The organism is Sphingomonas sp. Xoc002 (genome assembly GCF_050408055.1).
GTDB classification, from domain to species: Bacteria; Pseudomonadota; Alphaproteobacteria; order Sphingomonadales; family Sphingomonadaceae; genus Sphingomonas; species Sphingomonas yabuuchiae.
In genome coordinates this window covers 758,113-781,471 of the sequence record NZ_CP191175.1, presented here as the reverse complement: position 1 = coordinate 781,471, position 23,359 = coordinate 758,113, and the positions used below count along the sequence as shown (strand labels likewise).

At 67.5% G+C, this 23,359-nt stretch carries 28 protein-coding genes and 2 tRNA genes; 7 read left to right on the top strand and 23 right to left on the bottom strand.

Annotated elements, in window-relative coordinates; translation table 11 throughout:
* The first annotated feature begins 76 nt into the window (after window positions 1-76).
* Window positions 77-991 (top strand): KPN_02809 family neutral zinc metallopeptidase, encoded by a 915-nt coding sequence (gene ypfJ / locus ACQR50_RS03815; RefSeq protein WP_428969842.1) that lies wholly within the window; start codon window positions 77-79, stop codon window positions 989-991.
* Between the two features lie 215 nt (window positions 992-1,206).
* Here ypfJ and ACQR50_RS03810 read toward each other — a convergent pair whose 3' ends face one another.
* Together ACQR50_RS03810 and ACQR50_RS03805 are read right to left on the bottom strand one after the other, a co-directional pair.
* The gene (locus ACQR50_RS03810; protein ID WP_428970635.1) at window positions 1,207-2,193 is read right to left on the bottom strand and encodes an NADP-dependent oxidoreductase; all 987 of its coding nucleotides are present in this window, start codon (window positions 2,191-2,193) and stop codon (window positions 1,207-1,209) included.
* A gap of 100 nt (window positions 2,194-2,293) precedes the next feature.
* The gene (locus ACQR50_RS03805) at window positions 2,294-3,622 is read right to left on the bottom strand and encodes a DUF2171 domain-containing protein (protein ID WP_428969841.1); all 1,329 of its coding nucleotides are present in this window, start codon (window positions 3,620-3,622) and stop codon (window positions 2,294-2,296) included.
* 248 nt (window positions 3,623-3,870) lie between these two features.
* Between ACQR50_RS03805 and ACQR50_RS03800 the strand changes: the two genes are divergently transcribed.
* The 3 genes from ACQR50_RS03800 to ACQR50_RS03790 all read left to right on the top strand — a co-directional run bounded on the left by ACQR50_RS03800 (window position 3,871) and on the right by ACQR50_RS03790 (window position 5,494).
* Window positions 3,871-3,946 (top strand) — tRNA-Ala (locus ACQR50_RS03800).
* A 58-nt stretch (window positions 3,947-4,004) separates the two neighbouring features.
* Window positions 4,005-4,763 (top strand): NUDIX hydrolase, encoded by a 759-nt coding sequence (locus tag ACQR50_RS03795; RefSeq protein ID WP_428969840.1) that lies wholly within the window; start codon window positions 4,005-4,007, stop codon window positions 4,761-4,763.
* Window positions 4,763-5,494, top strand: a complete 732-nt coding sequence (locus ACQR50_RS03790; protein WP_428969839.1) for an extensin family protein — start codon at window positions 4,763-4,765, stop codon at window positions 5,492-5,494. Before ACQR50_RS03795 ends, ACQR50_RS03790 begins: the two co-directional genes overlap by 1 nt.
* 72 nt (window positions 5,495-5,566) lie before the next feature.
* On the opposite strand, the gene ACQR50_RS03785 is transcribed toward ACQR50_RS03790, so the two are convergent.
* The 4 genes from ACQR50_RS03785 to ACQR50_RS03770 form a co-directional block, all read right to left on the bottom strand.
* The gene (locus tag ACQR50_RS03785) at window positions 5,567-6,124 is read right to left on the bottom strand and encodes a hypothetical protein (RefSeq protein WP_056430102.1); all 558 of its coding nucleotides are present in this window, start codon (window positions 6,122-6,124) and stop codon (window positions 5,567-5,569) included.
* Between the two features lie 274 nt (window positions 6,125-6,398).
* Window positions 6,399-6,674, bottom strand: a complete 276-nt coding sequence (locus ACQR50_RS03780) for a hypothetical protein (RefSeq protein ID WP_076715168.1) — start codon at window positions 6,672-6,674, stop codon at window positions 6,399-6,401.
* Window positions 6,675-6,728: 54 nt separating this feature from the next.
* Window positions 6,729-7,517 (bottom strand): transglutaminase-like domain-containing protein, encoded by a 789-nt coding sequence (locus ACQR50_RS03775; protein ID WP_056430108.1) that lies wholly within the window; start codon window positions 7,515-7,517, stop codon window positions 6,729-6,731.
* Window positions 7,518-7,593: 76 nt separating this feature from the next.
* Window positions 7,594-8,340, bottom strand: coding sequence for a Bax inhibitor-1/YccA family protein (locus ACQR50_RS03770; RefSeq protein ID WP_428969838.1), 747 nt, complete (start codon window positions 8,338-8,340; stop codon window positions 7,594-7,596).
* 123 nt (window positions 8,341-8,463) lie between these two features.
* Between ACQR50_RS03770 and thpR the strand changes: the two genes are divergently transcribed.
* Genes thpR through ACQR50_RS03755 form a run of 3 tightly spaced genes read left to right on the top strand, consistent with a single transcriptional unit; the run spans window position 8,464 to window position 10,273 of the window.
* Window positions 8,464-9,015 (top strand): RNA 2',3'-cyclic phosphodiesterase, encoded by a 552-nt coding sequence (thpR, locus tag ACQR50_RS03765; protein ID WP_428969837.1) that lies wholly within the window; start codon window positions 8,464-8,466, stop codon window positions 9,013-9,015.
* A 39-nt stretch (window positions 9,016-9,054) separates the two neighbouring features.
* The gene (locus tag ACQR50_RS03760; protein ID WP_428969836.1) at window positions 9,055-9,591 is read left to right on the top strand and encodes a superoxide dismutase family protein; all 537 of its coding nucleotides are present in this window, start codon (window positions 9,055-9,057) and stop codon (window positions 9,589-9,591) included.
* A 19-nt stretch (window positions 9,592-9,610) separates the two neighbouring features.
* Window positions 9,611-10,273, top strand: a complete 663-nt coding sequence (locus ACQR50_RS03755) for an HAD-IA family hydrolase (protein WP_428969835.1) — start codon at window positions 9,611-9,613, stop codon at window positions 10,271-10,273.
* Between the two features lie 182 nt (window positions 10,274-10,455).
* Here ACQR50_RS03755 and ACQR50_RS03750 read toward each other — a convergent pair whose 3' ends face one another.
* The 17 genes from ACQR50_RS03750 to ACQR50_RS03670 form a co-directional block, all read right to left on the bottom strand.
* Complete coding sequence (locus ACQR50_RS03750; RefSeq protein ID WP_056430123.1) at window positions 10,456-10,809, bottom strand: HesB/IscA family protein; 354 nt, start codon at window positions 10,807-10,809, stop codon at window positions 10,456-10,458.
* Window positions 10,810-10,811: 2 nt separating this feature from the next.
* Complete coding sequence (locus ACQR50_RS03745; RefSeq protein WP_428969834.1) at window positions 10,812-11,285, bottom strand: SUF system Fe-S cluster assembly protein; 474 nt, start codon at window positions 11,283-11,285, stop codon at window positions 10,812-10,814.
* Entirely contained in the window at window positions 11,282-12,490 is a 1,209-nt protein-coding gene (locus tag ACQR50_RS03740; protein WP_428969833.1) for an aminotransferase class V-fold PLP-dependent enzyme, read from the bottom strand. The genes ACQR50_RS03745 and ACQR50_RS03740 overlap by 4 nt, the downstream gene beginning before the upstream one ends.
* 139 nt (window positions 12,491-12,629) lie before the next feature.
* Entirely contained in the window at window positions 12,630-13,709 is a 1,080-nt protein-coding gene (locus ACQR50_RS03735; protein ID WP_428969832.1) for a SufB/SufD family protein, read from the bottom strand.
* Window positions 13,706-14,458 (bottom strand): Fe-S cluster assembly ATPase SufC, encoded by a 753-nt coding sequence (gene sufC / locus ACQR50_RS03730; protein ID WP_056430133.1) that lies wholly within the window; start codon window positions 14,456-14,458, stop codon window positions 13,706-13,708. Before sufC ends, ACQR50_RS03735 begins: the two co-directional genes overlap by 4 nt.
* Window positions 14,445-14,774: a hypothetical protein gene (locus ACQR50_RS03725; RefSeq protein WP_428969831.1), complete on the bottom strand. Its 330-nt coding sequence runs from the start codon at window positions 14,772-14,774 to the stop codon at window positions 14,445-14,447. Before ACQR50_RS03725 ends, sufC begins: the two co-directional genes overlap by 14 nt.
* Window positions 14,771-16,234: a Fe-S cluster assembly protein SufB gene (gene sufB / locus ACQR50_RS03720; RefSeq protein ID WP_056430137.1), complete on the bottom strand. Its 1,464-nt coding sequence runs from the start codon at window positions 16,232-16,234 to the stop codon at window positions 14,771-14,773. The genes ACQR50_RS03725 and sufB overlap by 4 nt, the downstream gene beginning before the upstream one ends.
* On the bottom strand, window positions 16,234-16,689 hold the full coding sequence (locus ACQR50_RS03715; protein ID WP_056430140.1) for an SUF system Fe-S cluster assembly regulator: 456 nt from the start codon (window positions 16,687-16,689) through the stop codon (window positions 16,234-16,236). Before ACQR50_RS03715 ends, sufB begins: the two co-directional genes overlap by 1 nt.
* Before the next feature lie 248 nt (window positions 16,690-16,937).
* Window positions 16,938-17,984, bottom strand: a complete 1,047-nt coding sequence (locus ACQR50_RS03710; protein WP_184103918.1) for a Glu/Leu/Phe/Val dehydrogenase family protein — start codon at window positions 17,982-17,984, stop codon at window positions 16,938-16,940.
* Window positions 17,985-18,116: 132 nt separating this feature from the next.
* Window positions 18,117-18,193, bottom strand: a tRNA-His gene (locus tag ACQR50_RS03705).
* Window positions 18,194-18,241: 48 nt separating this feature from the next.
* A complete protein-coding gene (gene gspN / locus ACQR50_RS03700; RefSeq protein ID WP_428969830.1) occupies window positions 18,242-18,952 on the bottom strand; it encodes a type II secretion system protein N in 711 nt (236 codons plus the stop codon).
* 11 nt (window positions 18,953-18,963) lie between these two features.
* A complete protein-coding gene (gspM, locus tag ACQR50_RS03695) occupies window positions 18,964-19,437 on the bottom strand; it encodes a type II secretion system protein GspM (RefSeq protein WP_428969829.1) in 474 nt (157 codons plus the stop codon).
* Complete coding sequence (gspL, locus tag ACQR50_RS03690) at window positions 19,434-20,516, bottom strand: type II secretion system protein GspL (protein WP_428969828.1); 1,083 nt, start codon at window positions 20,514-20,516, stop codon at window positions 19,434-19,436. The genes gspM and gspL overlap by 4 nt, the downstream gene beginning before the upstream one ends.
* Window positions 20,516-21,493: a type II secretion system minor pseudopilin GspK gene (gene gspK / locus ACQR50_RS03685; protein ID WP_428969827.1), complete on the bottom strand. Its 978-nt coding sequence runs from the start codon at window positions 21,491-21,493 to the stop codon at window positions 20,516-20,518. Before gspK ends, gspL begins: the two co-directional genes overlap by 1 nt.
* Before the next feature lie 4 nt (window positions 21,494-21,497).
* Window positions 21,498-22,100 (bottom strand): type II secretion system minor pseudopilin GspJ, encoded by a 603-nt coding sequence (gspJ, locus tag ACQR50_RS03680; protein ID WP_428969826.1) that lies wholly within the window; start codon window positions 22,098-22,100, stop codon window positions 21,498-21,500.
* 161 nt (window positions 22,101-22,261) lie between these two features.
* Window positions 22,262-22,615, bottom strand: coding sequence for a type II secretion system minor pseudopilin GspI (gspI, locus tag ACQR50_RS03675; protein WP_428969825.1), 354 nt, complete (start codon window positions 22,613-22,615; stop codon window positions 22,262-22,264).
* A 160-nt stretch (window positions 22,616-22,775) separates the two neighbouring features.
* Window positions 22,776-23,288, bottom strand: coding sequence for a GspH/FimT family pseudopilin (locus ACQR50_RS03670; protein WP_428969824.1), 513 nt, complete (start codon window positions 23,286-23,288; stop codon window positions 22,776-22,778).
* Between the last annotated feature and the right edge of the window lie 71 nt (window positions 23,289-23,359).

Sequence of the window (23,359 nt, the reverse complement as noted above, 5' to 3'; positions counted from 1 at the left end):
CCGCCGGAAGGCTTTGCGGGTTCAACCATCCGGCGAAGACCCGCATAGGCGGGCACTATGACAAAGGGGTGAGACGATGCGGCTCGACGATTATGACAATAATATCGATGTCGGCGAGGCGCAGAGCGGTGGCGGCGGCTTTGGCGGCGGCGGCGGCGGATTGCTGTTCGGGCTGTTGCCGCTGATCGGCAGCCGCTTCGGCTGCGGCGGCATCGTCGTCGTGCTCATCATCCTGGCGGTGGTCGGCATGAACCCCCTCGGCCTGCTGACCGGCGGCGGTGGCGGCAATGCGCCCGTCACCCGGTCGGCGGACTCATCCTCGGGCCAGAGCGTCCGCCAGATCTGCGAAGCCTCGCCCGAGCGCCGCGACACCTGCCGCGCATTCAGCAATGCCGACAACACCTGGGAAAAGATCTTCGCGGAGTCGGGTCAGCGTTTCCAGGCACCCGGCCTGCGCTTCTTCAAGCCGGATGCGAACAGTGCCCAGTCGGGTTGCGGCGTCGCGCAATCGGCGGTCGGCCCCTTCTATTGCCCCACCGATCGCAAGATCTACCTTGACACCAATTTCTTCAACGAGCTGGCCAACCGCTTCGGCGCGAAGGGCGACTTTGCCCGCTATTATGTCGTCGCGCATGAATTCGGTCACCATATCCAGACGCTGCTCGGCACGTCGGACAAGGTGCGCCAGGCGCAGCAGGCGGCAGGCCAGGCGGAGGGCAATGCCCTGTCGGTCCGGCTGGAATTGCAGGCGGACTGTTATGCGGGCGTCTGGGCCGCGAAGAACCGCGACCGGCTGGAACCCGGCGATGTCGAGGAAGGCATGACCGCCGCCCGCGCCATCGGTGACGACACGCTCCAGCGCGAAGCGACGGGCCGCGTCGTGCCGGACAGCTTTACCCACGGCACGTCCGAACAGCGGATGCGCTGGCTGCGCCGGGGTATCGAGACCGGCGATCCGGCCCAGTGCGATACGTTTTCGGGCGCGATCTGAGGGGTTTCGCGACTAACTCCGCTGCTTACGCTCCCCCTCCCGCAAGCGGGAGGGGGCCGGGGGGAGGGCAGGCCCCAAGCGACGCCGCTCGACGCACCGCCCTCCCTCAGCCCAGTTTCAGGTAAACGATGCCCCGCATCGTTTAGGTCATGCCGGGGGCATGACCGACCTGAAACTCGCCTGCGGGAGGGGAGTAAAAGAGGGAAGGCCTCCCCTTACAGTTTCACCAGCATCTTGCCCTTGTTACCGCCGGTGAACAGCGCCAGGAACGCCTCCGGCGTCTTGTCCAGCCCCTCGAACACCGTCTCTTCGCGCTGCAAACCGCCATCCTTCAGGATCGCAGCCATGTCGCGATAAAAGGCCGCGTGGTCCTTGAAGTCGCCGAAGATAAAGCCCTGCATCCGCACCCGGTTGCCGATCATCCGCGCAAGATATTTCAGGCTCGTCGGCTTGGCGTCGTTATAGACGTCGATCATGCCGCAGATCGCAAAGCGCGCATTCTGCCTGGCATGGGCCAGCGCAGCGTCCAGGTGATCGCCACCCACATTGTCGAAATAGACGTCGATGCCATCGGGCGCCGCTTCGCCAAGCGCCTCGACCACCGACTGGCCGGACTTATAGTCGATCACGGTATCCGCGCCGAGCGAGCGGACCCAGTCACACTTCTCAGCGCCACCGGCCGACCCGATGACGGTCATGCCCTTGGCCTTGGCGATCTGAACCACCGTCGAGCCCACCGCCCCGGCCGCCGCCGAGACGAACACCGTCTCGCCCGGCTTGGCCTCGGCAATCTGAAGCAGGCCGTAATAGGCGGTCATGCCCGGCATGCCGAACTGCCCCAGAAAGGCCTGCGGATCGACGCCCAGATCGGGGAGCGGCTGGACATGCGCGGCGGGCAGCACCGCCTCATCGCGCCAGCCCGCCATGTGGCTGACCAAGGTGCCGACCGCGATGCCGTCCGCGCGGCTCTCGACCACCTCGCCGACCGCGCCGCCCTGCATCGGCTCGCCGAGCTGGAAGGGCGGGACATAGCTCTTCGTGTCGTTCATCCGGCCCCGCATATAGGGGTCGACCGACAGCCAGCGATTGGCGACCCGCACCTCGCCCTCGTTCAGGGCGGGCAGTTCGCGCTCGACCAGCGCGAAATCGTCCGTCACGGGGGTGCCCTTGGGGCGGGCCGCCAGGGTCCAAGCCTTCATCATCATATCCTTTTCATCGATGCTTGCGGACATGGGAAAGGGCCCGGGTGATGTCCACCCGAGCCCTTCAAGAAAAGTCACCATTCGGTGACGTTTTTCTTTATCAATAACCCCGGCTGGTGTCCGAGGTGCTGCCCGACGTCGTGCCGATGCCGGTGGTCGTGCCGGTGCCGGTGGTGCTGGTCCCCGTGCTGGTCCCCGTGCCGGTCGTGCTGCCGGTGGTCGAGGTCGCACCCGTCGTGCTGCTGCTGTTCTGTGCCGAGCTGGTCGTACCGGTCGCACTCTGGCCGTAACCGCCCGATTGGCCGCCCGTGCCGGTCTGACCATAGCGATTGGCCTGACCGTAGCGGTCGTTCTCGTTGGTGCGATCGCCGAACATGGCGCGCGCATTTTCCTCATCCCGCCACTGGGCCTTGGCCTCCTCGGCGGTCTTGGTGAGCGTGACCTTGTCCTCGACGGACTTCAGCCAGCGCGATGGGATGGAGTGGTGCTGGCCGCCCGCATCCTTGTCGTTCTTGGTCAGCAGGATGCGGTCGCCGCGCACCTTGTCGACGGTGCCGACATGGCTGCCGTCCGAGCCGACGACTTCCTGATGCTCCTTCACCTTGGGCAGAAGGCCGCGCTGTCCTTCGCGCTCGGTGCGCCAGCTCGAAAACTCGTTCTGGAACTTGGTGCGGTTCTCGCTGCGATATTCGTCATAGTCGCGGTCGAGCGCGGCGATCTGGCCCGAGCGCCAGTGGTTATAATCATGGTCCTGCTGGGCGTAATAACGCTCGTCGAAGCGCGCATCGGCTTCGCGGCGACGCTCGGCATCCTCGTCACCGAACCACGAGCGGACCTCGTCCCCGGCGCGCGCGAAGAAGCCGCGATCCTCGTAATCATAGCCCTGCGGCTGGCGACCATAGTCGCGGCCCGACTGCTGCTGGCGACCATAGTCCGAACGATTATAATCCGAACGACCATAGTCGTTGCGGCCCTGACGGTCGTCGCGGCCGTAACGGTCGCCGGTATAGCCATAGCCACGCGACGAATCGCCATAGCTCGACGTGCCGCGATAGCCTTCACGACCCGAGTCGCGGTCGTAGCGGTTCTCGCCGCCACGATAGGCGCCATAATTGCCCGAGCGGCCTTCACCGTATCGGCCTTCATTCTGGCGGCCGCCAAAGTCCTGACGCCCGAAATCCTGACGAGACGCACCATAGCTGTCGCGGTCATAGCCCTGACGGCCATAGCCTTGGTTGCCGTAATCGCGCGCGCCATATCCACGGCGGCCGTCATTCCGGCTGTCGTTGCGGTCGTCGTCGAACGCACCGGCGGCTTCATAGTCACGGGCGCTGGAATAGGTGTAGTCGCGCCCCGAGCCGTAGTCCCGGCCATAGTCGAAGTCGCGGTCGCCACGATTGGCGTCGCGGGAATAGCGGTCGTAAGCCATCCTAAACCCTCCTGAAATTCGATCCTGCGGGGGCCGACGCCGCTCGTCTGGCGGGCCGTGCCTTCCGCGTGTTTCAATGAGGCAGATCAAGACAGGTTCCGTTGGCGACGTGGCAGCCGCGACGGACGGAGTGATGCGAAAGGCCGAAAGCAGGCCAAAATTTTTGGGTCTGGCCGTCAAAGCGGTGTTGCGTCGCCCCGAATCACGGGTTAATGGCGTCGCTCCCGACCATGGTCGGGTTACGGGGCGGGGCTGTAGCTCAGATGGGAGAGCGCTGCAATCGCACTGCAGAGGTCAGGGGTTCGATTCCCCTCAGCTCCACCACCCCGCCTTCCCTTCCATCGCTGACACCCGCCAACGCCCTTGGTGCGTTGTCTGTGCGATGACTCCCGATCCTATCCCTGCCGCCACCCTGATCCTGATGCGCGAGGGGCCGGACGCCGACGCGCTTCCCGAAATCCTGATGGTCGAGCGGGGCGCGGCACTGGCCTTTCTGGGCGGTGCAATGGTGTTTCCGGGCGGGCGGGTCGATCCGGGCGATCATGCGCTGGTCCCCGCCGACGCCCCCGACCGGGAGGAAACCGCCGCCCGCATCGCCGCGATCCGGGAGACGATCGAGGAAGTGGGCTTGGGCATCGGCCTGTCGCCCTCCCCCGATGCGGCGACGCTGACCCGCCTGCGTGCAACCATGACGGCGGGAAGATTCTTTGCCGAGGCACTTGCCGAGCACGGCCTGACGATCGACACGCAAGCGCTGACGCCCTTTGCCCGTTGGTGCCCCGAACATGTGCCCGTCCGCCGCTTCGATGCGCGCTTCTATCTGGCGGCGATCGCGCGGGAGGCGTCGACCCCTATGATCGACGGTTCGGAAACGGTCGGGGCCGTGTGGATGACCGCCCGCGACGCGCTGGCGGCAGCGGACGGCGGTGCGATCCGCATCATCCTTCCCACCCGCCGGACGCTGGAACGATTGGCGCTTTACGGCGATTTCGCTTCGGCCGCCGCCGACGCGCGGGCCTGGCCGATCCGACGGATCATCCCTTTTCAGGCGGAGCGCGACGGCGTGGCTTGTATCTGCATCCCCGAGGATCTGGGTTATCCGATCACGGCGGAACCCGTCGCCAGCGCGAGACGCGGCTGATGCGGGCGCTCCGGCGATGGACGACCGCGCTGGTCGTGATCGCCGGACTGGCGATGCTTGCGCTGCTGCTCTGGGGCTGGGCACGGCGGCATCCGCAGGATGTGCCCTGGGCACCGCTCGATCTGGGCCAGCCGGTCGGGATGTTCACCGGGCGCAAGCTGACCGCACTGACCCAGGACAGAGCACAATGCCTTGGCCTGCTCGACCGCGCAGGTATCCGCTATACCCCGCTGCCCGCCCGGTCGGACGGCGCGCAATGCGGGTATGACGATGCGGTGCGCTTCACGGCGGGCGGGGCTAGGGCCATCGGCTATCGCCCTGCCGCACTGGGCGTGTCCTGCCCGGTCGCGGCCTCGCTCGCGCTGTGGGAATGGGATGCGGTCCAGCCCGCCGCGCGCGACCTGCTGGGCAGCGAGGTCGTCGCGGTCGATCATCTGGGCAGCTATAATTGCCGCCGGATCAGCGGCCGCAGCACCAGCGACTGGAGCGAGCATGCCCGCGCCAATGCGGTCGACATAGCGGGCTTTCGCCTGAAGGACGGGCGGCGGATCAGCGTGCTGCGCGACTGGAAGGATCAGGGGGCGAAGGGCCAGTTCCTGCGCCGCGTCCGCGACCGCGCCTGCGACCTGTTCGCGACGACCCTATCGCCCGATTACAATACCGCGCATGCCGACCATTTCCATCTGGATCAGGCCTATCGCGGGCCGATGGGCTGGCGGGCGTGCCGGTGAGGGTAAATTCCTCCCCTGCAAGGGCAGGAACAGGAACGATGGCGGAGCCCCCCGGCCCGCCATCGCGCACCATCAGTTGGCCAGCGACGTCCCGTTGGTGTCGACCTTCTCGACCCAGTGCGGGAAGAAGGCAGGCTGACGGCTCGACCAGCCCGCTGCGGTGGCGGCCGCTTCGCTGATCGACTGGAGGAGCTGCCGCCGCAATTCGGGGTGAAGATGCGGCAAGGCCGCCGCCGCGCAGAAAATCGAGGGTAGCCACGGCCGCACCTCGGCGCCGATCAGCCGCTCATAGAGGAACCGGAAGGCCGAAAAGCTGGTCAGCCGCCCCTGCCCCAGATCGAAGGCCGCAATCGTGACGAACGGCGCCATGAAAGGCTCCAGCGCCTCGAGACCGCTATCGACCGGGATCAGGTGTCGGATTTCCGGAAGGTTGCGGTACAGCCGGGCCTGGGCGCGGATGCTTGCCGCCTCGACGACGTCGCGCGACCAGCGGGTCATCGCGTCTTCACGGTCCAGCCCGATATCGAGCGACCGGCGGATATAACGCTGCGTCGCCGCCGCGAAGCCTGCAAATTCCTTCATTTCCGCCAAGGTCATTGCGCCTTCGGCCGGTCTGCTCCTCGATCCCATATCATCACCCCGCCCAATCGAAACTGACCCGATCATCATGCGCCCATTTGGTTAACGCAACGCTGAACGAGCCAGGACAGACGAACATGAAAAACGCCGCGCCGCAACATAGATTGCGACGAATGGCCATCGCGGCAATCAATTTCCCGAATTGCGACCATACCCGACATATTCGGCAAGTTTGTTGCGATCGCGCAACGGCGGGCAGATTACGTGTGGAAGAAGCCGAGGCGAGAGCCGTGTCCGGCCCTCGCCCCCGGTCATGCGGTGCGGATCAACGATCCTCTTCGCTATAGCCCGACGACTCGGCCGGGCCGTCGCGGCCGGGCTGGGTGATCGAGGGCGGATCGCTGGCGTCCATCGATTCGTCCAGGCTCTCGTCGAGCTGGGCGTCGACATCCTGCGGATTCTTTTGCAGATCCTCGGTGATGGCGGGATCCTGCCCGGCATCCTGTTCGGGGGGACGCGGGCGGTTGCCCTGCTCGGCCTGCTCGCCGCCCGGCGCGACCGAGACGCTGTCCAGCGCGCGATCGTCGATGCTGTCGTTCATGTCACTTCCCCATCATAGTGGACCGGATCAACGAGCCAGATCGGACAAGCGTTCCTAAGCCGATCCGTCCAACCGCCGCACCGTAACCCGTTGATCGCAAAGCTGTGCCTCGCCGAACACGGTCATGAAGGCGATATCGGTCGCATCGCGGCCGACGCACACCCGCGCGATCTCGTCGGCCTGCGCCATACCGGTCGCGTCGACCAGATGCCAGCCGCCCTCCAGCCACAGTTCGGCCACGGCGTGGAAATCGGGCGGGTCTACGCCGGGCGCATAGGCCGCGACGCAGCGTGCCGGAATCTCCGCCGCCCGCGCCAGCGCCACCAGCAAATGGGTATAGTCGCGGCATACCCCGCTGCGCGAACCGAAGGTATCCAGCGCGGTCGTGACGCCGCTCGACCCGCCCGACTGATAGGTCATGCGGGTCGCGACCCAATCGGCCAGCGCCGCCGCCATCGCGCCGCCGGAAAGCCCCGCGAAACGCTGGCGGACAAAGCCCTCCAGCCGGTCCGACTCGCAGTAACGGCTGGGCAGCAGATAGGGGATGAGGTCGCCCGAGAGCCCCCTGGCCGGGGTCGCCGCCAGCCCCTCCAGCCGGACGACAGGGCGTTCGACCACGACCACCGCCTCATAGCGCGCGAGCAGGCCATGATCGGCACGTATCCAGCAGCGTTGCCCGATCCCGTCCTCGCCGCGCACCGCCGCCACGGGGTGATCGGACCAGATGGTCAGCGACTGATGCTCCAGCCGCTGGTCGGGAGTCGCCGCCGCCTCGATCTGGAGCAGGATATCGGCCGGTTGCTTCAGGACATAGTCGAGCGTCACGTCGATCGACAGGCGCATGGCCGCATCCCCTTCTCATGAAAAAAGGCCCGGCGGATATCCCGCCGGGCCCGTTGGATTGGCTCTGTCGATCCGATCAGTCGCGGCTGGAGCCGGTCAGACGCAGAAGGAACATGAACATGTTGATGAAGTCGAGATACAGGCTCAGCGCCGACATGATGACCACGCGGTCCTGCATGCTGGTGCCGCGCACCTCGTAATAGAGCGACTTGGTGCGCTGCGTGTCATAGGCGGTCAGGCCTGCGAACAGCAGCACGCCGATAAAGCTGATCACCAGACCCATTGTCCCCGACTGGAGGAAGATGTTGATGATGCTGGCGACAATCAGGCCGACCAGACCGATGATCAGGAAAGTGCCGAACGCCGACAGGTCACGCTTGGTGGTGTAGCCATAGAGGCTCAGCGCCGCGAAACCCGCTGCGGTCGCGAAGAACGCTCCCGCAATCGAACCGCCGCTATAGACCAGGAAGATGGTCGACATCGACAGGCCCATGACGACCGCAAACGCCCAGAAGAGCAGCTGCATCGTCGAGGTCTTCATGCGGTTCACGCCCATGCTCAGCGCGAACACGAAGCCCAGCGGCGCGAACATGATGACGTATTTCAGCGCGCCGCCGTTCAGGAAGACCTGCGCGGCCATGCTGTCGCGGCCACCCCATGCGAAGAGCAGCGCGACGATACCCGTCAGCAGCACGCCCGACGTCATGTAGTTGTAGACGGACAGCATGTACGAACGCAGACCCGCATCATAGGCGGTCGAGCCCGTGGTGGCTGTGGTACCGAACGGCGCGGCGCTCGGCCGTGGATCAGACCAGTTTGCCATGGTGAACTATTGCTCCTTTGCCCGGCCATATGCCGGTTAAGCGAAATATCGCTCTGTTGGGGACGCTTTTCAAGCGGGAGAGGTTCCCGTGGGCGCGACGGAATGCGATAGACATATTTTGTCATGGTCCGCCTGTTCGTCGCCCTCCGCCCGCCCCCCTCGATCCGGGACCTGCTGTCCGATGCGATGGACGGCGTTCCCCAGGCGCGCTGGCAGGACGACGACCAGTTGCACCTGACCCTGCGCTTCATCGGCGAGGTGGACCGCCCGGTGGCGGAGGACATCGCCGCCGCACTGGGACAGGTTCACGCCCCCGCCCCCAGCATTCGGATTTCGGGCGTCGGAATCTTCGATCGCAAGGGGCGGATCGACACGCTCTGGGCAGGCGTCACGCCGCACGATGCGCTGGCCCATCTCCATCGCAAGGTCGACCAGGCCTGCGTCCGTGCGGGTCTGTCGCCCGAACCGCGGGCCTATCTGCCGCACATCACGCTCGCCCGCCTGCCCGGCTCGGCGGGACGCACACCCGAGATCGAGGGGTGGCGCGCGGTCCATGCGGGCCTGTCGAGCGAGCCTTTTACCATGGGGCATCTGGTCCTCTACCAGAGCCATCTGGGGCATGGCGGCGCATCCTATGAACCCGTGATGCGTTGGCCGCTTGAAACCGGCGGGTAACACGCCGCAACTACGCGTATCGAACAGGGAGCTTGCGTCATGAAATACCTCACGCTGTTGACCATCGGCACCGTCGCGCTGGGCCTGGGGGCCTGCGACCAGACGAAGATGGAGACGGGCTCCCCCACTCCGAACGGCGCCAGCGCGACTGCGAGCCTGCGGACCGGCACCGGCGCGGATGCGGGCCGCGCCACCGCGACCGAAGTCGCCGGGGGGCTGCGCATCACCCTCGACGCGATGAACGTGCCGGCGGGCATGCACGGCGTCCATGTCCACACGGTCGGCCGCTGCGACGCGCCGGACTTCACCACGGCGGGCGGCCACTGGAACCCCACCCAGCGCCAGCATGGCAGCATGAACCCGCAGGGGCCGCATGAGGGCGACATGCCCAACATGACCGTCGGCAATGACGGGCGCGGCACGCTGGGCGTCGTGCTGCCGGGCGCGACCATGGCAGGCCTGCTCGATGCGGACGGCTCGGCGATCGTGATCCATGCCGCCGCCGACGACCTGAAGACCGATCCCAGCGGCAATAGCGGCGGCCGCATCGCGTGCGGCGTGTTCCAGGCCAACTGAGCGGGACGACGACGCCCCCATGACCATATATCTGCCGACGCGCGCCTTTGGCGGCTTCCTGTTCGACATGGACGGGACGATTCTGAGTTCCATCGCCTCGGCCGAACGCGCCTGGACCGTCTGGGCGACACGGCAGGGGCTGGACGTTGCGGTGTTCCTGCCGACCATCCACGGGGTTCAGTCGGTCGAGACGATCCGGCGGCTGAACCTGCCCGGCGTCGATCCGATCGCGGAGGCGCATGCGCTGACCGAGGCGGAGATGCTCGACGTCGACGATGTGGTGCCGATCGGCAGCGCGGCCGCGTTCCTGGCCGCGCTGCCCCCGGATCGCTGGGCCATCGTCACCTCTGCGCCCAAGCGGCTGGCGGAGGTGCGGCTGAAGGCAGCGGGGCTGCCTTTACCCGGCGTGTTCGTGACGGCGGAGGATGCGGAGCGGAGCAAGCCCGCGCCCGATGGCTTCCTGCTCGGGGCCAAGCGGCTGGGCGTCGCGCCGGAGGATTGCCTGGCCTTCGAAGACGCCCCCGCCGGGATCGCGGCGGCCGAGGCGGCGGGAATGACGGTGGTGGTGATTACCGAGACGCATCGGGGGGCGATGGATACGCCGCATGCAACGGTGGCGGATTATCGCGACCTAGCGGTAGAGTGGGATGGCGCCAGCCTGAAGCTGGAGCACCGGGTCTGATCCGACCTGTTCCCCGGCGGAGGCCGGGGCCCAGTTGCGGTGTGCTCCCGACAGCGCGGGGCATTTGCCTCCCATGCAGCAGCATCCCGCCATCTCGGCCAGATAGAAACCGGGCCCCGGCCTTCGCCGGGGAACGGCCATAGGAATAGCCTGCTCGACCTAAGCGACGCCCAAGCGTCCCCTCAAACCGTGAAGCTCTCTCCGCACCCGCACGCACCCTTGGCGTTGGGGTTCTGGAACACGAACCCGGCGGTGAAGTCATCCTCGACCCAGTCCATGGTCGAGCCGATCAGGTACAGAATCGAGCCGCCATCGACGAACAGCGTGCCGCCCGGCGTGTCGATCTTCTCGTCGAACGCCTTGGCCTCGGTGACATAATCGACCGAATAGGCCAGCCCCGAACAGCCGCGACGCGGCGTCGACAGCTTCACCCCGATGGCCCCCTCCGGCGCGCGCGCCATCAGTTCGGCGACACGCGCCTCGGCGGAGGGCGTCAGGTTCAGTGCGGCGGGACGCGGGCGCAAGGTGGTCGCCATGGTCAGAGCATCCCCAGTTCGAGCTTGGCGTCGTCCGACATCTTCTGCGGGTCCCAGGGCGGATCCCAGACGAGGTTGACGTCCGCCGTCGCGATCCCCGGCACCGCCGAGACGCGCAGTTCCACCTCGCCCGGCATCGACTCGGCGACCGGGCAATGCGGGGTGGTCAGCGTCATGGTGACGACCGCATGGCCGCCCTCGGTCACTTCGACGCCGTAGATCAGGCCCAGGTCATAGATATTGACCGGAATCTCGGGGTCGAAAATATCCTTCAGCGCGTCGATGATGCCATCATACAGCGCCCCGCCCGGCTGGGTCGGATCGTCGGCGGTCGGCTTTTGCGAGAGGAAGCCCGACAGGTAATCACGCTGACGTTCCCTCACAGCTTCGGCCGCCGGAGCCTCGACCACGTCCTGCACACGCGCCTTGGGCGGCGATGCGACGCTGTCCACTTCCTCGATTTTGTAATCGCTCATCCGAAAATCCTCGTGACCCGCCGGACGCCATCCACCAGCGCCGCGACGTCATCGGGTCCGTTATACACGCCGAAACTCGCCCGCGCGGTGGCGGGCAGGCCGAGCGCGTCCATCAGCGGCTGGGCGCAATGATGGCCTGCGCGGATCGCCACCCGGCTCTCGTCCAATATGGTGCCGATATCATGGGGATGAACCCCCTGGACCACGAAACTGACGATTCCCGCCGAGTCCTCAGGTCCCAGCAACCGCACCGAATTGATCGCCGACAGCCCCTCGCGTGCCTGGGCGACCAGCGCCGCCTCATGCGCATGGATCGCGTCCAGCCCGATCGCCGACACATAGTCGATCGCGGCATGCAGCCCGAGCGCGCCGACGATATGCGGCGTTCCCGCCTCGAACCGGCCAGGCGGCGGGGCATAGGTGGTCTTCTCGAAGCTCACCCGGTCGATCATCGACCCGCCACCCTGATAGGGGGGCATGGCGTCGAGCAGTTCCGGCCGCGCCCACAGCACGCCGATGCCGGTCGGGCCGTAAAGCTTGTGACCGGAAAAGACGTAGAAGTCGCAATCCAGCGCCTTCACGTCCACCGCGATGCGCGGCACCGCCTGGCACCCGTCGAGCAGGATCTTCGCGCCCACGCCATGCGCCAGATCGGCCGCACGGCGTGCATCCAGCACCGAGCCCAGCACGTTCGACACATGGCCCAGCGACACCAGCTTGTGCGAACGCGTCAGCATCCGCTCCATCGCGTCCAGGTCGATGCGGTGGTCTGCCGTCAACGGCAGCACGTCGATCTCGACGCCCAGCCGCTCGGCGACCATCTGCCACGGCACAATGTTGGAGTGATGCTCCAGCATCGACAGCATGATGCGGTCGCCCGCCTTGAGGTTGGTCGCCGCCCAGCATTGCGCGATCAGGTTGATCCCCTCGGTCGCGCCGCGCGTGAAGACGATCTCGTTCGCCGAGCCAGCCCCGATGAACCGCGCCGTCGCCTCGCGCGCCTTTTCATACGCGACCGTCATGTCGGCCGAGCGCTGATAGACGCCGCGATGCACGGTGGCATAGCTGGTGTCATAGGCGCGCGTGATCGCGTCGATGACGGCCTGCGGCTTCTGCGCGGTCGCGGCGGTGTCGAGATAGGCCCAGCCGTCCGGGATCGCGGGGAAATCCGCCACCCGGTCGAGGGGGGATGCCATCGCAACCATCAAATCCTCCCCAAGCTATGCTTGGGGAGGGGGACCATGCGCAGCATGGTGGAGGGGCAGCGCCCGGCCAGCCCCTCCACCACCGCTTCGCGGCGGTCCCCCTCCCCATCGGTGATGGGGAGGATTTGGGTCATGGCTTTCAAAGCGCCGCCTCCAGCCAGGCGTCCGCATCCGCCGCAAAGGCTTCGCGCACGACCTCGTTGCCGATCCGGTCGATCGCGTCCGCCACGAAAGCGCGGGTCAGCAGCGCCTGTGCACGCGGCTTCGGGATGCCCCGGCTCTGCATGTAGAACAGCGCCTTGGCATCGAGTTCGCCCACGGTCGCGCCATGCGCGCACTTCACGTCGTCGGCGAAGATTTCCAGCTCAGGCTTCAAATTCACCGTCGCCGTCCGCTGGAGCAGCAGACCGCGCAAGCTCTGCTCGCCATCGGTCTTCTGCGCATCGCGCGCCACTTCGACCCGTGCGGCGAGGCTCGCCTGGCTGCGATCGGCGGCGACCGCGCGCCACAGCTGATGGCTCTGGCCGTTCAGCGCGGCATGGCGCAGAGCGACAGCGCACTCCTGCTTCAACTCACTTTTGGTCAGCAGCGCACCGCCGAACTCGGCATAGGCGCCGTCGCCGGTCTGGGTAATGCCGCCGTCGATCCGCGCGCCCATCGTTCCTGCCGCGAGGAAGGTCGCGGTCAGGCTCGCGCCCTCGCCCAGTTCGGCTTCCTCACGCAGCGACACGAAGCCGTCGTCCTGCAACAATCGCACGGCGCGCATCAGCCGCGCCGACGCCGCCAGCTTCACCCGCGTCAGCCGGTTGGTCCAGCCGCGCCCGACATAGGTCTCATAGACCTGCGCCGCCGCGTCCTCGGCCAGCACGATCTCGGCGGGCAGGTGGTTGGCCGCACCGCTGGCGACATGGACGATCTGCACGGGCTCGGCGACCGCATCGCGATCCAGCCGCAACGACCAGCCGCGCCCCAGCGCCTGCTTGCCCAGCGGATGGTCGCTGGCGTCGATCTGGGTCAGCTGCACCGGGCCGAGATCGCTGGCGCTTTCATCCAGCACGCCGTCGACGAACAGCAACCGTGCGCCGCCCAAGTCGAGGAAACGATCCGCCCCCGCGACCGGCACTGCCCGCTCGCTCTCCGCCGCGCGGCGAAGCGCGTCGATATCGGCCCAGCGCCACGCCTCTTCGCGGGTCGAGGGGAGTTCCAGCGTGGTCGTCACGCCGCCGCTCCCTCGACGCCCGCATAGCCTTCCCGCTCCAGTTCGAGCGCGAGTTCGGGGCCACCCGAACGCACGATGCGGCCATCGGCCAGCACATGCACCCGGTCGGGCTGCACATAATCGAGCAGCCGCTGATAATGGGTGATCAGCAGCACCGCCTTGTCGGGCGCGCGCATGATCCGGTTGATGCCGTCGCCGACGATGCGCAGCGCGTCGATGTCGAGGCCGGAGTCCGTCTCGTCCAGGATCGCGAACTTGGGGTTCAGGATGCCCATCTGGACCATCTCGTTGCGCTTCTTCTCGCCGCCCGAAAAGCCGACATTGACCGGGCGCTTGAGCATGTCCTGGTTCAGCCCCAGCCCATCCGCCTGCGCGCGCGCCAGCTTCAGGAATTCACCACCCGACAGCGGCTTTTCGTCACGCTGCCCGCGCTGCGCGTTCAGGCTCTCGCGCAGGAACTGGACGTTGGACACGCCGGGAATCTCGACCGGATATTGGAAGCCCAGGAACAGCCCGGCGGCGGCGCGCTCGTTCGGCTCCAGCTCGAGCAGGTCGACGCCGTCGAACGTCACCGAACCCTCGGTCACTTCGTAACCGGGACGCCCGCCCAGCACATAGCCCAGCGTCGACTTGCCCGCGCCGTTCGGCCCCATGATCGCATGGACCTGACCCGCATTCACCTCGAGCGTCAGGCCCTTGAGGATCGGCTTGCCGTCAATCTCGGCGTGGAGGTTTTCAATTTTCAGCATTGCGGCTTTCTTCCTTGGCGCGCTCGCGGGCCACCGCCGCGACGACACCATCATTGATGCAATTCATAAGCCCGATCCGGGCAGAGGAGCGCTTGCCTATACAAACACGGGCCGATTCACAGGCAACGTCGTCGATGAAGCGGTCGCCACTCGAAACCTTGGCACGGCAGGCCGTCATCCGACCTCCATCGACATTGAGGTCTAGTTGCAACTTACGCAGCTTGTTGCCCACCACGCTGATCTCGTTGGCGGGCGGCGCAGGCATTTGCTGCCCCACCGATCCCGCCAATGACAAAAGCGCTGCGAACAAAATCACCCCACGCTCCCTTCGAGCGAAATCCCCAGCAGCTTCTGCGCCTCGACCGCAAACTCCATCGGAAGCTGCTGCAAGACTTCCCGCGCGAAGCCGTTGACGATCAGCGCGACCGCCGCTTCCTGGTCCAGACCACGGCTCATCGCGTAGAAGAGCTGGTCCTCGCTGATCTTGCTGGTCGTCGCCTCATGCTCGATCTGCGCGCTGGGGTTCTTCACTTCGATGTACGGCACGGTGTGCGCGCCGCACTGGTCGCCCAGCAACAGGCTGTCGCACTGGGTAAAGTTGCGGACATTCTCGGCGGTCGCCGCCACGCGGACAAGCCCGCGATAGGTGTTGTCCGAGCGCCCGGCGGAAATCCCCTTCGACACGATGGTCGAGCGGGTGTTCTTGCCCAGATGGATCATCTTGGTGCCGGTATCGGCCTGCTGACGATTGTTGGTGACCGCGACCGAGTAGAATTCGCCGACCGAGCCGTCGCCTGCCAGCACGCAGGACGGATATTTCCACGTCACCGCCGAGCCGGTTTCGACCTGCGTCCACGACACCTTGCTGTTCTTGCCCTGACAGAGCGCGCGCTTGGTGACGAAGTTGTAGATGCCGCCGACGCCATTCTCGTCACCCGGATACCAGTTCTGAACGGTCGAATATTTGATCTCGGCATCGTCCAGCGCAACCAGTTCGACGACCGCCGCGTGCAGCTGGTTCTCGTCGCGCATCGGCGCGGTGCAGCCTTCGAGATAGGAGACATAGGCCCCCTTGTCCGCCACGATCAGCGTGCGTTCGAACTGGCCGGTATTCTCCGCGTTGATGCGGAAATAGGTCGACAGCTCCATCGGGCAGCGAACGCCCTCGGGGATATAGACGAAGGTGCCGTCCGAAAAGACCGCCGAGTTGAGCGTCGCGAAGTAATTGTCGCGCTGCGGCACGACCTTGCCCAGCCATTTGCGGACCAGATCGGGATATTCCTTGATCGCCTCGGAGATCGAGCGGAAGATGACGCCCGCCGCTTCCAATTCCTTGCGGAAGGTGGTCGCGACCGAGACGCTGTCGAACACCGCGTCGACCGCGACCTTGCGTGCGCCCTCGACGCCCGCCAGCACTTCCTGCTCGGCGATCGGGATGCCCAGCTTTTCGTAGGTGCGGCGAATCTCGGGATCGAGCTCGTCCAGCGACGCGATCGTCTTCTTCTGCTTGGGCTCCGCGTAATAATACGCGTCCTGATAGTCGATCGGCGGGATGTTCAGCTTGGCCCAGTCCGGGCTCTCCAGCGTCTGCCACAGGCGAAACGCCTTCAGCCGCCAGTCGAGCATCCATTCCGGCTCGCCCTTCTTGGCCGAGATATAGCGGACCGTATCCTCGCTCAGCCCCTTGGGCGCGAAGTCCTGCTCGATCTCGGTGGCGAAGCCCCACTCATATTTCTTGTTGGCGGCGGCGAGCGCCTCTGCATTCTTCGTGGCCATCAGGCGAATACCCCCGGACGCGGGGACGCGTCCATCACTTGCGATTCAACAGGATCGGCGGCGAGCGTCGCGAGCGTCACCCCGGAAAAGGCGGCGCGTACCGCCTGATTGACGACATGCCAATGCGGCCGGACACGACATTGCATTTCCAGGCCGCAATCGTGCGCAGCGCCATCGACGCACGCGGTCAGCGCGATCGGGCCGTCCACCGCCTCGACGATATCGGCCAGGCTGATCGTATCGGCGTCGCGCGCCAGACGGATGCCGCCGCCGGTTCCGCGTGTGCTCTCGATCAGGCCCGCGCCCGCCAGACGGCTGACCAGCTTCTGCGCGGTGGGCAAAGGCACGCCCGTCTGCCCGGCCAGCAGGGTCGCGTTGCTCCGCCCACCGGCGCCTTCGCGCGCGGCGGCGGTCATCATCACGACCGCATAATCGGCTAGGCTGGAAAGGCGCATGATCTCCCAATCGGATGGATTTGGTCCGATTGGCAAATGGGCGCGAGGGGGCGGTTCGTCAACCGGGTTTCGGTGCGGGAATTTCGATGGGTGTGAGTGAGGGAGCGATGCCCTCCCACTTCTTACTTCTTAAGCCCCTCCCGTAAACGGGAGGGGTTTGGGGAGGGCAAGGCCACAGGCGATGGTCTCGGTGAGACTCATTGCCCTCCCCCATCCCCTCCCGCTTGCGGGAGGGGCGTGAGACTCACTTAACGCCCGATCAAGCCTTGCGCGATTTCGTCCGCGACGTCCGAGGCCGGATGGCCGGTCTCGGCCGAGCGCTGCCACACCTGCTCCAGGCGCTCGGGGATCTTGGCGATGCGCGCCATGACCTCGGCCTCGTCGCCCTGGCCCAGATATTCCAGCCCGACATTGATGATACCGCCCGCGTTGATGACGTAATCGGGGGCATAGAGGATGCCCGCCTCCGCCACGCGCGCGCCGTCCTCGCGGGTCGCCAGCTGGTTGTTGGCGCCGCCTGCGACCACCTTGGCCTTCAGCCGCTGGATCGAGTCGGCATTCAGCACCGCGCCCAGTGCGTTGGGGCTGACCAGATCGACATCGGCGAACAGGATCTCGTCCGCCGGGGCGACGCTGGCACCCAGTTCCGCCGCCATCTGTTCGGCACGGGCCTGGTTGACGTCGGCGATGGTCAGGATCGCGCCGTCCTTCGCCAGCAGCTTGGCCAGACCGCCGCCGACCGAGCCGACGCCCTGGATCGCGACGCGCACGCCCTTCATGTCGGTCGCACCCAGACCGCGGCTGGCAGCGGCCTTCACGCCCAGATAGACGCCGTGCGCGGTGTACGGGCCAGGATCGCCACCCGCCGCGCCGCTCGCCACCGGCAGGCCGGAGACATAGCGGGTCTGGGTCGCGATGACCTTCATCCGCTCCTCGGACATGCCGACGTCCTCGGCCGTCACGTAACGACCGCCGAGCGATTCGACCGCGCGGCCGAACGCTTCCAGCTGTGCGGTGGTGATGACGTCGCCCGGCTTGGCCGCCAGGACCACGCCCTTGCCGCCGCCCAGCGCCAGCCCCGCCATCGCGTTCTTGTAGCTCATGCCGCGCGACAGGCGCAGCGCGTCGGTGATGGCGAGCGCGGGCGTGCCATAGTTCCAGAAGCGCGCCCCGCCCGCCGCCGGGCCGAGATGCGTCGAGTGCACGGCGATGACCGCCTGCAGACCCGAAGCGGGATCGGTGAACAGGTGCACGCCTTCATGCGCGTCGAAATCGGGAAAGCCCCAGTTCGTCATGCTCGTCCTTCGGTCCGACAAAAGCGGAACCGGACCGAGACTTTCGACCCGGCCACCCTATCGGTGAGGATTGAGGGGGGACACGGGCGCGAAAGGGGCCGGTGCCGTGGCCAGGATATGGCCGGAGAAGAATGGGGCGACCGACGGGACTTGAACCCGCAACTTCCGGCATCACAAGCCGGCGCTCTAACCAATTGAACTACGGTCGCCGCGAAGGCTTGCGCCCCTAAACGGGATCACCCGCTTTCGTCAAGCGGTCAAAATCGTCCTTCTGCGGAAAGTCGGTATCCGCCGCCTGTACCGGCGACGAAACCCAACTGCTCCAGCCGTGCCGCCGCCGCCGGATCGCTGGGCGTCAGGACCAGGTCGGCGGTGTAGCGGCCATCGGGCCGGATGCGCAGGTTGACGCCCTCGGTGCCCCCCTGCCCCGTCATCGGCAAGAGCAGCGCGCCCGCCTCGCACCGTGCGGTGCCCATCATCATCGGCGGCAGCGGCAGGCCGCCCGCCTCACCCACCACGGTCGCGCGGACGCGGCCGGACGCTTCCTCGCACACGCCGTCGCGGAAGCGGACCGTCACATCCTCCAGCGCCAGCGTCGTGACCGGCAGCGGGGCAAAGAGCGTGGCGGCGGGCAGGCTGGCGGTCACGCCGTCGATGCCCATCGCATGGCGGCTGATCGTCGCGGACCCGGCGATCGGGCGACCATCCGCCCCGGCTCCCTCGAACGCCAGCCTGGCTCGGCCCAGCAGCAGCGCCAGCGGCGACAGCGACACGCGCAGGTCGCCCAGCGCCACGTCGCCGAACCGCGCTTCGAACATGCTGCCGCCCCAGATCGTGCCGCCGACCCGCCGCGCGCTCAGTCCCTGATCGGTAAGCCCCGTCCCGCCCAGTGCCAGCCGCATCGGCAGGAATACGATCAGCGCCACGACCAGCATGGCGGCGAACAGCACCGAAGGCCGCGTAGTCATCCGCAACCGCATCAGGACACCCATGTCCGCAAGAGAAGCGCGACGCCCACCGTCCGGTCGCCATTGTCGGTCAGCGTCGCCTGCTCGACCAGCACGCCGCCCCGCTCCAGCCGCGCCAGCCACGGCGTCAGCGCGGCGGGTCTGGCCGAGGCGATCTGCGCCCGCACCCGGCCGGGGCCGTCCTCGGTCAGCGCCGAGAGGCTGAAGCCCGCCTGTTCCGCCGACAGCCGCACCGTGTCGGCCAGCGTGCCCGAAAGTGCGGGCGGACGGCGGCGGCGCTGGTTCAACTCGGCGGCGACGGCTTGCGCCTCGCCCAGCCGGATCACCGCATCGGCATGACGCTCGCGCGCGCTCGACAGTCCGTCGTCCAGCGGCCGCAATATCCCGCCCCAGAGGAGCGTCACGACCAGCAATGCGCCCATGACCAGCAGCAGCCGCTTCTCGCGAAGGGAGCGGCCATCGAACCAGAGTTTCAGCGCCTTCATCGTGCGCGCACCGTGAATTCTCCCGTGATCCGACCATTGGCCGCGACGAAGGTGCTGGGCTGGACGGTGAAGCCCTCCGTCTCGATCGCGCGTTTCAGATCGGTGGCCAGCGCCTCGCGATCGACCGCGACGCCCAGCCGGACGTCGCCATTGGGCTGGAAATCGAGCGCGGTCAGCTCGCTGCCTGGTACCGCGCGGACGGCGGCGAACACCGCCGCCGCGGTCCGGCTGAACCCCTGGCCCGGCCCGCGCACCGCCGACAATCGCTCGGTCAGCTGGCGGTCGGCATCGACCAACGTCTCGCCACGCGGCAGGGCGGTGCGGGCGACCTGCTCGATCTTCGCCTCGGTCGCGTCGGCGGCGAAGCTGTACTTGGTCCAGCGCACGAAATCGATCGCCAGCGTGGCCACGACGATGGCGACGCCCAGCCATGCCAGTCGCTTGACCAGCCGCCAGTCGATCGAAAAACCCCGCCGCCGCGCGAACGGCCCCTGCCGCAGGTCGAGCGCGGGCGCGGCGGCCACCGCCCCCAGCGCGGCCGCGACCGCCGCATCGTTCAGATCGTCGAGCGGCGCGTCGCCCGTGACGATCTCGGTAAAGCCGGGCTCGTCGGCAAAGCCCGAGGCCCGCCCGCGCACCACGCCCTGCCCGGCCAAATGCCCACGCACATAGCCCTCTTCGGGGCGCGGCAGCAGTAGCGGTGCGGCTACGACCGCGATCGGATCGACCCCCGCCGCGCCCAACCGCGCCAGCCAGCCCGCCATTGCGCCGCGATTGACGATGCCGATGGGGCGGCTGCCAGCCTCGTCCTCGCCGACCGCGACGTGCAGTTCGTCCATCGGCGCGGCACTCACCTCGGCCGCCAGCAGCCGGGCGGCGGCGGCCGCCTGCGCGGTCGAGCGGGCGGGAATCTCGGCCCAGTGCAGCGACACCGCATCGGCGGGTGCGACCGCGATGACGTCGCCATCCCCCTGCGGCAGGCCCTCTCCGGCGGCGGCGACCCGTTCGTCCTCGATCCGCATCCAGCGATAGTCGCCGCCCTCGCCCGGCGGCAGGAACAGGAGGTTGGTCGCACTCATCACTCTTCCCCCCAAATCCGGGCCACCAGACGCGGCGGCTGTCGCGTGGCATCGACCAGCGCGCGTTCCTGCACCGTCACGCTGCCCAGACCGACATCGATCCGCAAGTTGAACCAGCGCGTCGTCACCGCCACGCCACCGCCTCCGCTCGCCCCCGGTATCTGCGCCCAGAAAGCACTGGCGTCGGCATAGCCTTGCGGCGGGCGGCGCAAAAGGGCCTGGGCGATGGCGCCGGGCGAAATCGTATCGGCCTGCGCCATGGCGACCAAAGGCGCCTGTTCGGGGGCCAGCGTGTTGATGTTGACCGTCGTCGGCTTCGCCTCGGGCAGGGTGCAGAGCCAGGGGCGAAGCTGGGCATAGAGTTCGGGCGTGACGCCGCTGACCATGCGCAGCTCGCTGACATCCGTCATCATCGCGCCGCCGGTCCGATAGGAGGGGTCACGCGCCAGATAGACAGGGTCCTCCGCGCCACCCCCTTGCGGGTTCTGGTCGCTGTCGATCCAGTCGGACGCGGCGGTGGCGACCTGTTGCGCGACCTGGCCGGGCACGTTCAGCAGCCGCATCAGCTTGGCGAAATGCGCGACCTCGACCGCATTGCCGATCAGCGTGCCGGGCTGGCCGGGCAGGTCCTGCGCCAGGCCGTTCAGGTTGAAGCAATTGCCCCCGTCCGTCACCCGCGCGACGGCACTGCCCCCGCCCGCCACGTCGCCCAGCGGCAGCGCGAAGGGCCGGTCGCTCCACCCGCCGAGCAGCGACACCTTGCCCTGGGCGCGCTCCAGCAGATCGCCGATGCGGATGATCGCCAGCGCCTCGGCCGCATAGGCGAAACCGCGCGCCTGTTCGATCGCCACCGCATTGCCGCCGAGCCGCGTCGACAGGCGCAGCTTTTCCAGCGCGGTCGCGGCGAGCACCGCGATGACGGCGACCAGAATCAGGACGGTCAGCAGCGCGGCCCCGCGCTCGCCCGCGGGCGGCATGGGTCTAGCCATTGGGAGTGGGTGCAGGGCTGGGCGTCGGCGCAGGATTCGGCAGGTTCGGGACGCCGACATAGCCGGTGCCGACCAGGAACAGCTGGCGATAGATCATGCCGTCGTCGCGCACGATCGTGACCTCGGCCGCCTGCGGCAGGGCGACGCCGGGCTGCCCCTGCCACTGGTCGAGCCACGCGCCGTTGAAGCGATAACGCAGGTGCAATTCGCGGACATGGTCCATCAGCGCGGCGGGCTCCATCGGAGCGGCGCCGTCGAGCAGCGGCCAGGCCACCCGCTCCAGCACGTCACCGTTCAGGCGATAGGCGACCTTCTGCACCGAAGGCCGCGCCGCATTGTCCAGATTGCTCCAGCCGCCACGCACCAGCCGCATCGCATCCGGCCCCGCGACCATGGCGGGGGTCAGCACGCCGCCCTCGTCCCGCGTCGGCCGGTCGACCGCCTGCGCCAGATCGGCGGACAGGATCGCGGTCGTCCGACTGACCGCCGCCATCGCGTCGAGCTTCTGCCCCGTCACCCCCTGTGCCCGGACGCTGAGCGACAGGATCGCGACGGCGGCGGCCGCCAGCATCGAGAAGATGAGCAGCGCGACCATCACCTCGACCAGGGTGAAGCCGTTCTGCCCTGTTCCCCGGCGCAGGCGGGGGTCCGGTTCTTGCCCGGCCCGTGATGAGGAGCCGCGTTTGACGGCGCCAATGACAACGGAAGGAACTGGGCCCCCGCCTGCGCGGGGGCACGAAGGGGCAGACGAGCCCGTCACGACCCCGTCACCCCAATCGGCGGCGCGACCATGGGCGGGCGGACCATCGTCATCCGCCCGGTGATCCGGCCACCCGCATTCGCCACCGCCACATCGATCCGCACGACCCGCGCGTCGCCCGTGCCGCTGACGATCCGGGTCCATTTCCAGCTGCGCCCGCCATTGACCTCCGCGCCGGTCGTCCGACCCAGCGCCGGAGCCTGGGGATCGGTGACGGCGGCGATGGCGACATTGCGGGCGACCATCTGCGCCACGACGGTCTCGTCCAGAATCGACGCCCCGCGGATCGTCGCGCTCTCCAGCCGCACCAGCGCCATCGCCGCCAGGCTGAAGACCGCCAGTGCGACCATGATCTCGATCAGCGTGAAGCCACCTTCTTTTCCTCCGCTGCAAGGGGAGGTGGCAGGCCGAAGGCCCGACGGAGGGGTGTCGCGCTCTCGGTAGCGGGACACCCCTCCGCCATGCTGCGCATGGTCCCCCTCCCCTTGCAGGGGAGGAATTTGGGGTGACTCACCCATCGACGCGCACCGTACCGTCCGCGCCGATCCGCACGATGCTGCTCGCCCGGTCCCGCGTCAGCCGCAGCTCGACCGGGCGGTCCGCCAAGCCCGTCACGTCGAAGGTGATCCGCACCCGGCCGCTGGCATCGGGAATCCCGGCTTGGGTGCCGTCCTCCCATTGCGCGACGCGCAGGGGTTTGGCGGTCATCGGGCTCCACGCGCCGTCCGCCCGCCGGTCGAAACCATAACCGCCGCGCGTGACCCAGATGCTGACCGGCGACGCCTCGACCACCGCCACGTCATGCGCGGCGCGGACACGGGCGGCGAATTTCAGCGCCTCGTCGGTCACGCGGCCCCGTCGGTCGGGCAGCGACAGCACCGCCACCGCCGAGGCCAGGCCGATCACGGCAATGACGATCATCAGCTCGACCAGGGTGAAACCGTTCAGCCCGTGCGGCGGTGTCTCAGCGCGGCCTTCGACTCCGCTCAGGCTGAACGGCGCTTTGGTCCGGACCGAACGCACGACATCCGTTCGCGCTGAGCGAAGCCGAAGCGCACGGGCGGACCCTGCACCCATTCGCCCGCCAAGGCCGG